This window comes from Microbacterium sp. LjRoot205 (assembly GCF_056175745.1).
Genome location: NZ_JBGFFH010000012.1, coordinates 38,383 through 44,446 on the forward strand (window position 1 = coordinate 38,383; position 6,064 = coordinate 44,446).

Consider the following 6,064-nt stretch of genomic DNA (forward strand, 5'->3'; position numbering starts at 1 on the left):
GTGTAGCCCGTCTGACGCCCCTCATCGTCCCGTGCAAGAGCCGATTCCTCGCGGAACTACATTCTTGCGAGCAGTTCAGCCTTTTTGATCGAGAATTCTTCATCGCTCAGGATGCCGGCGTCTCGAAGGCTCGCGAGCTTCGTTATCTGCTCGGCGATGTCTACCAATGGGAGAGCAGGTGCAGCCGTCGCCGCGACCGGCGCAGTGGCCTTCGAGGGCCAGCGGTCCTGCACCATGCCCGACACGAGGTCGAAGGCTTTGTCTGTTACGGACGGCGGCGGAGGTGCCGTCGGAGAGGCGTCGACTACGTCAGCCGCCGGGTCCGGGACGTGCTGCCCATTGAGCATCAGCGCAAAGTGCTTGAAGAGCGAGTCGGGCAGCTTGATGAGAGATTGCTTACCATCCAACCAATCGACTCGAACGACGTGAGAGGGCCCCATCGCATCGAAAGTCGCTCCAACTGCAGCGCTGGCGGCCTTTCCGAATCTTCCCGGTATTGCCGCGGCCGCTACCGCCCGCCCCACGACGCTGAATGGGTTGCCGTTGGAGTCGGTGGGAATCTCAGCCCATGCAGCCACGTTTTCGGGACTCAGCTTCCGAGGCTTAAACGGCGCCTGCACGATGAGCGTGCTGCCGATGATGGGAGAGACAAACGAGTGGAGATAGTGCCCGCCTACGACTCGTCCGGTTGCTGCCATGGCAAAACTCTAGCGCCAGACGGTCTACTGAACGAAGAGGCGACAACCGATCCTGGTTGACCGTGCACACGCTGTCTCGCATCTCTAGGGATACGAGACGTCTCATCTGCCTGAGTGTTGAGGACTTCGGACACTGACATGGTTCGCGAGTTTCCCAGGCTCGGCGATTCTCACAACTATGTCTCACAAGTGATTGACAAGATACGAGTACACACCCTTAGTTGCGAGACACCTGGAGAACCCTGAAATGGCAAAGCTGATCGGCTACGCACGAGTGTCCACCCGTCAGCAGTCAACGGATCGCCAAGAAGCAGACCTTCTGGCTGCGGGCGTCCGCCGAGATGATCTGTACACCGATCACGGAGTCTCCGGTGCCCGCGCATCTCGCCCCCAATTCGATCGCGCGATCGAAGCAATCGAAACCGGCGACACCCTCGTCATCACCACACTGGATCGGTTGGGCCGATCGACACAGAACATGCTCGCCTTCGCAGACGAGCTCCACGCTCGAGGCGCAGGATTGCGCGTGCTGAACCTGGGAGGCGGCGACGTCGACACGTCCACGCCGATGGGGTCGATGCTGTTCACCGTCATGGCAGCACTCTCGCAGATGGAACACCAAATCAAGCGCGAGCGCATCGTTGACTCGATCAGCAAACGACGCAACGCCGGCAAGGATCTCGGCGGACGCCGACAGCGACTCACTGACAGCCAGATCCGCAACGCCCTCCACCTCGTACAAAGCGGCCAGCCAACAGCACAGGTCGCCCGCGACCTCGGAATGTCCCGCGCAACCTTCTACCGCCGGTCAAGAGCACTCACCGACTAGCACTCGACCGCAAAGTGTCGGTTTGTGCACACCAGTACAGATCGGGCGTTGTCCACAGTCCCCAGCACAATGCCCGAATTACTAGGGCCAGCTGTGCCGACGACTTCGGACAATGACACCCGCGCAGTTCGTGCCGAAATCGATCAGTTTCGAGCGATTGCGGAAACCTACAAGGCGGCGGGCTTGATGATGCTGCCCGCGCAGGGGCTGGCGCGGGCAGCATCGTTCGTATCAGGCGACCGCTGTACCTTCCAGCTCGACGAGCTGGCCGGGGATCGCGAGGCGGGTGACTTCGAGCATCGTGGTCGTGGGCGCGACGCCGACTGCGCCGAGACGTCCGGCCAGTTCCCCGTAGTGCGGGAAGAGAGCGTCGATGTCGGTCGTGTAGACGTTCAGGCGCACGAGATTCGCGAGGGTCATCCCGGCAGCAGTGAGCACCGCTTCGAGATTGTCGACGCTGAGCGCGAGCTGCGCAGCAACGTCGCCATCGTGCTCGGGGCGGCCGTCCGCGCTCATTGCGGTCTGTCCTGAGATGTAGAGCGTGCGAGTCTCCCCAGATACGACTTCGCCCTGGTTAAAGCCCATCTCCTGCGACCACGCGACCGGATTTACTGCGCTGCGTTCCAGTGTCATTTCCTGCTCCATTCGTCATTCGTGCTGCACCGGTGATCCGGCCAAGTCACGCGCCATATGCGATGGCGTCAGTTCGAGCATTCCAACGAATCACGACACCTCGTGTCATGTATTTCTGAGAGAGTTTCTTATGCGCGCCGATCGGCTGGTTTCTCTCGTGCTGCTCCTACGACAACGGGGCCGCCTCGCCGCGCCCGAGCTGGCGAAGGAACTGGAAGTATCCACCCGAACCGTCCTCAGAGACATTGAGGCACTGTCCACCGCCGGGGTTCCGGTCTACGTCGACCGCGGACGCAACGGCGGCTTTTCCCTGCTCCCCGGATTTCGCACCGAACTGATGGGTCTCAACCATGAGGAAGCCTTGGCCCTCCTCACTGCCGGCGGCGCTGGCGGACGGCAAGTGTTCGGCCTGGGCTCGGCTCTGTCCTCTGCCATGCGCAAGGTCGTCGATGCGATACCAGTCGGTCATCAGCTCGCAGCCACGGACGCCGCACAACGCATACTCATCGAGCCCGAAGCGGACCTCCTGTCACGACACCGCATCACAGAAGGCATCCCCGAGGCGATCATGATCGAGGTCCGCCACTCGGTACTCAACGGCCGCAAGCTGCGCATCCACTACGCCGCCGAAGGCCGCGACCCCGCCTGGCGCGAAGTGGACCCCATCGGCCTCGTCACTGTGCGGGAGAAGGGCTACCTCCTCGCCCTAGTCGACGGCAGCGATCGCACCTACCGACTGTCGCGCATCCTGGCCGCAGAAGAGCTCGCCGCACCCGCCCAACGCCCGGCCGCAGTCGACCTCGCGGAACTTTGGGAAGCCCGTAGCGCACGATTCCGTGCCGGAGAATCCCAGCTTGTCGTCCTCGCCCGAATCGACCCTTTGAGACGCGAAGAACTCGCCGGCACTGCCCTCGCGATCGTCCGGGAGACGACCGACCCGGACGGCTGGCTTCGAATCGAACTGACCTTCCAGGACCTACGACACGCCGAATGGGCGCTCTGGCAGCTCGGCACCAGCGCGGAAGTACTCAGCCCCCCGGAGCTGCGACAGGCACTCCACCAACAAGCGATTGAGGTCGCAACCCGCTACGCCTCGCAACCCGACGACCCGAAACTGGGCCCCACCAAAAACCGGGACCGAAACCCCGACCACCTGTAACCGGTTTCGATTCGGGAGACGTTTGCGGCACCCTCTCACCAGCTCACCCCTGCTCGGCCCGCAAACGATCGTTTGCGGGTCAGAGCGGTAGTTGCGCCTCGCGCACGAACCGGCGTTGCCAGGGGGTTTCGACCGCGTTGCGCCGATAGGCAGCGCGCACCCATGCCACGGCCTCATCGGCCGGCACCCCGTCGTATCGCGCGAGGATGGCCAGACCGGTTCCCGTTCGCCCCGTGCCGCCACCGCAAGCAATCTCCACCCTCTCGGTGGCCGACCGGTCGTAAGCCTCTCGTAGGGCGGATAGCGCGCTCGACGGCTCTCTAGGCAGACGAAAGTCCGGCCACGAAATCCACCGCGATTGCCAACTCTCCTGGTGCGGGCGGGCCATGAGATACACCCCGAAATCCGGCGCGTCAGCCTCGTCGACTGGGCCGCTTCTCAGTCCGCGCCCGCGCACCACTCGACCGCTTGGCAGAGTCACTACGCCGTTCAGCCCAGCCGCCCACGGTTCCATCCGTACATCGTCGCATCGTCGATCGTTTCCGGGCCGCCGAATGCCGCCCGCGTCACTCGAATACATGTTCGAATAGCGGTAGTCTCATCCTGGCCGGAGAGGAGTCGGCCATCGGGAGCAATAAGCGCTATGCCGAGCACTACGACCGTCTGATGGGTGAGCGCATCTTGGAACAGGCGGTAGTGAGTGCTGGGCCGTTGCAGTCGCTCACGCCGGAGGAGCTGCGCTTGGACTCCGAGCCGGTGACGATCGACCCGCGACCTAAGCCAGTGCGGGCGTGGGTGCGGTTCGGGTTGAAACCTGCGCTCGTCGACGCGGTAGCGGCGCGCTGGACGGCGGATGCCGTCGGGGTGGTGTTCTCGATCCGCGGCACGGAGTACCGCGCCTGGGTGTGGGCGTCTGCGGTGACTCCGGTGYAGCGGCCGCCGTAGCCCTACCTGGTGGGTCGGACTTCGCAATCGGACTCGTCGACGCCGATAAACACGTCCTCGATCGACAGGTCCCAGCTCTGGAAGCGGCCGGAGTCGCGCAGCTCGTTCTCCAGGTTCTCGAGAAACCACGTCGTGGCCGAGCCGACGTGCGGCAGGAACGGGCCGTAGTGGCGCGTCAGCTCGACGCCTTCGGTGTCGACGGTCGACGCCTTGACGATCACGGCTGTTGCAGTGCGAGAAACCATGTCACTCCCCCATCGGTCGGCCGACGGTCAGCACGCCCGGGCCGACAGGCTCGAACGGTTCCCCGCCGTTGTACTGAGCTTCGAGGCGCTCGACCTTCTCCATGATCGCCTCATTGGCGAACTTCGACAGGTTCGTCATGCCGACGTTGCGCATGTAGGCGACGATCGCGCCCCGCATCCGGGCGGAGTCGTCGGGGTGCTGGTAGATCGTGATCTTGGGGGGCTTGCCGGGCTTCTCCCCCTTCTCAGCGGCGCTCTGCGGCTCTGAGGCGCTCTTGGCCGGCGGGGCCGGCGCAGTGGAGGCGGGAGCCGCTGCGGGAGCCTCCTGGGCCGCTTCCGGGGCCGTGGGGTGATCGAACGGGCTCGCGCTCGACAGGCTCGACTTACGGGGGGCGGGACGGTTCATGACGGATCTCCTTCGATAGCTGCCAGGTGCTCGGCGTAGATCGCTCCGAGCGCGGTTGCCTCGGCACTCCCCCACTCGTCGAGGCCGCGTGCGGCCTCGGTGGCGTCTGCGATCACGACGCGCTTAGGGATGGGTCGACCGATCAAGCGCAGCCCGCGACCCTCGGCGGCCGCGCGGAGCTCGTCGAGCCAGGCGGCCCCGCCGACGGTGCGCTCCTCGTGCTGGTTGACGATGATTCCCGCGACGCTCAATCCGGGGTTGTAGTACCGCTGGACGTTCCCGATCGTGTCGAGGAGCTGCCCGAGCCCATCAAGGCTCCACTTCTTCGTGTGGGTGACGATCACAGCTCCGTCGGCTGCCGTGAGCGCGTTGATCGTGAGCTGGTCGAGGGATGGTGCGGAGTCGATCAGGATCAAGTCGTAGTCGTCGACCACCTGAGCCAGCGCTTCGCGCAGCCGAACCTCTCGGCCGGCGCCGGCGATGACGACGGCATGCGGAAGATCAGTCTGCGATACCCGACCGGGTTTGGGTCGGGCGTACGCTGATGGTCTCGATCGCAGACGACAGGACGCCGACCATGGGTGACTCGGCACAGAGGCCGCGCAGTTCGCTCCTCTACGTGGAGGATGACGCCGACATCGCTGCGCTGACCGTCGAAGTGCTGGAAGACGTGTACGACGTCGAGCATGCCTCGGACGGCGAGACCGCGCTCCGTTTCGCGCTGAGCAGGCGATACGACGCCATGCTCGTCGATCGACGGCTCCCCGGCATGGACGGCGTCGATTTTATCCGTGCCGTGCGCACCGCGCACATCACGACCCCCATCCTGATGCTGACCGCGCTCGGTACCGTGGACGATCGTGTCACGGGGCTGGACGGCGGAGCGAACGACTACCTGGTGAAGCCCTTCGATTATGACGAGCTGCTGGCGCGCCTTCGGGCGCTGCGGCGCGCGTTCCGCGCTGAGGGGGTGCGTCGGCGCCTCGGCGAGTGGGTGTTCACGCCGGACGCCCAGGCCGCGTACGATCCATCGGGAATCCGAGTGGCGCTGACGGCGACGGAGAGCGCGCTCCTGGAGCTGTTGAGCACCAGCCCCGAGCACGTGTTCAGTCGGGACGAGATCCTCCGCGCCGTGTTCCATGAAGGAGA

At 64.6% G+C, this 6,064-nt stretch carries 10 protein-coding genes; 4 read left to right on the top strand and 6 right to left on the bottom strand.

Annotated elements, in window-relative coordinates; genetic code table 11:
- Positions 1–56: 56 nt before the first annotated feature.
- The gene (locus AC04ME_RS18340) at positions 57–698 is read right to left on the bottom strand and encodes an SHOCT domain-containing protein (protein ID WP_475436479.1); all 642 of its coding nucleotides are present in this window, start codon (positions 696–698) and stop codon (positions 57–59) included.
- 247 nt (positions 699–945) lie between these two features.
- Here AC04ME_RS18340 and AC04ME_RS18345 point away from each other — a divergent pair, with 247 nt between their 5' ends.
- Positions 946–1,527, top strand: coding sequence for a recombinase family protein (locus tag AC04ME_RS18345; protein ID WP_475436481.1), 582 nt, complete (start codon positions 946–948; stop codon positions 1,525–1,527).
- Positions 1,528–1,758: 231 nt separating this feature from the next.
- On the opposite strand, the gene AC04ME_RS18350 is transcribed toward AC04ME_RS18345, so the two are convergent.
- Positions 1,759–2,154 carry a RidA family protein gene (locus AC04ME_RS18350; RefSeq protein ID WP_475436497.1) on the bottom strand — a complete coding sequence of 132 codons (396 nt, stop codon included), beginning with the start codon at positions 2,152–2,154 and terminating at the stop codon, positions 1,759–1,761.
- A 136-nt stretch (positions 2,155–2,290) separates the two neighbouring features.
- On the opposite strand from AC04ME_RS18350, the gene AC04ME_RS18355 reads away from it, so the two are divergent.
- Entirely contained in the window at positions 2,291–3,319 is a 1,029-nt protein-coding gene (locus AC04ME_RS18355; protein WP_475436483.1) for a helix-turn-helix transcriptional regulator, read from the top strand.
- Between the two features lie 79 nt (positions 3,320–3,398).
- Here the strand turns inward: AC04ME_RS18355 and AC04ME_RS18360 are convergent, their stop codons facing one another.
- A complete protein-coding gene (locus tag AC04ME_RS18360) occupies positions 3,399–3,899 on the bottom strand; it encodes a protein-tyrosine phosphatase family protein (RefSeq protein ID WP_475436485.1) in 501 nt (166 codons plus the stop codon).
- A gap of 86 nt (positions 3,900–3,985) precedes the next feature.
- On the opposite strand from AC04ME_RS18360, the gene AC04ME_RS18365 reads away from it, so the two are divergent.
- Positions 3,986–4,264 (top strand): hypothetical protein, encoded by a 279-nt coding sequence (locus AC04ME_RS18365; RefSeq protein WP_475436487.1) that lies wholly within the window; start codon positions 3,986–3,988, stop codon positions 4,262–4,264.
- Between the two features lie 2 nt (positions 4,265–4,266).
- Here AC04ME_RS18365 and AC04ME_RS18370 read toward each other — a convergent pair whose 3' ends face one another.
- The 3 genes from AC04ME_RS18370 to AC04ME_RS18380 are packed head-to-tail and all read right to left on the bottom strand — an operon-like array spanning position 4,267 to position 5,508.
- Entirely contained in the window at positions 4,267–4,509 is a 243-nt protein-coding gene (locus AC04ME_RS18370) for a hypothetical protein (RefSeq protein ID WP_475436489.1), read from the bottom strand.
- A 1-nt stretch (position 4,510) separates the two neighbouring features.
- Positions 4,511–4,915 (bottom strand): ParB family protein, encoded by a 405-nt coding sequence (locus tag AC04ME_RS18375; protein ID WP_475436491.1) that lies wholly within the window; start codon positions 4,913–4,915, stop codon positions 4,511–4,513.
- The gene (locus AC04ME_RS18380; RefSeq protein ID WP_475436493.1) at positions 4,912–5,508 is read right to left on the bottom strand and encodes a ParA family protein; all 597 of its coding nucleotides are present in this window, start codon (positions 5,506–5,508) and stop codon (positions 4,912–4,914) included. Before AC04ME_RS18380 ends, AC04ME_RS18375 begins: the two co-directional genes overlap by 4 nt.
- Between AC04ME_RS18380 and AC04ME_RS18385 the strand changes: the two genes are divergently transcribed.
- Positions 5,493–6,064 (top strand): response regulator transcription factor (locus tag AC04ME_RS18385; RefSeq protein ID WP_475436495.1); only part of this gene is annotated, 572 nt, incomplete at its 3' end. The genes AC04ME_RS18380 and AC04ME_RS18385 overlap by 16 nt on opposite strands.

Bases quoted from the DNA above. Each gene is read 5' to 3' on its own strand.
- AC04ME_RS18345 (WP_475436481.1), top strand. From the start codon at position 946: ATGGCAAAGCTGATCGGCTACGCACGAGTGTCCACCCGTCAGCAGTCA.
- AC04ME_RS18375 (WP_475436491.1), bottom strand. From the start codon at position 4,915: ATGAACCGTCCCGCCCCCCGTAAGTCGAGCCTGTCGAGCGCGAGCCCG.
- AC04ME_RS18340 (WP_475436479.1), bottom strand. From the start codon at position 698: ATGGCAGCAACCGGACGAGTCGTAGGCGGGCACTATCTCCACTCGTTT.
- AC04ME_RS18355 (WP_475436483.1), top strand. From the start codon at position 2,291: ATGCGCGCCGATCGGCTGGTTTCTCTCGTGCTGCTCCTACGACAACGG.
- AC04ME_RS18360 (WP_475436485.1), bottom strand. From the start codon at position 3,899: ATGTATTCGAGTGACGCGGGCGGCATTCGGCGGCCCGGAAACGATCGA.
- AC04ME_RS18370 (WP_475436489.1), bottom strand. From the start codon at position 4,509: ATGGTTTCTCGCACTGCAACAGCCGTGATCGTCAAGGCGTCGACCGTC.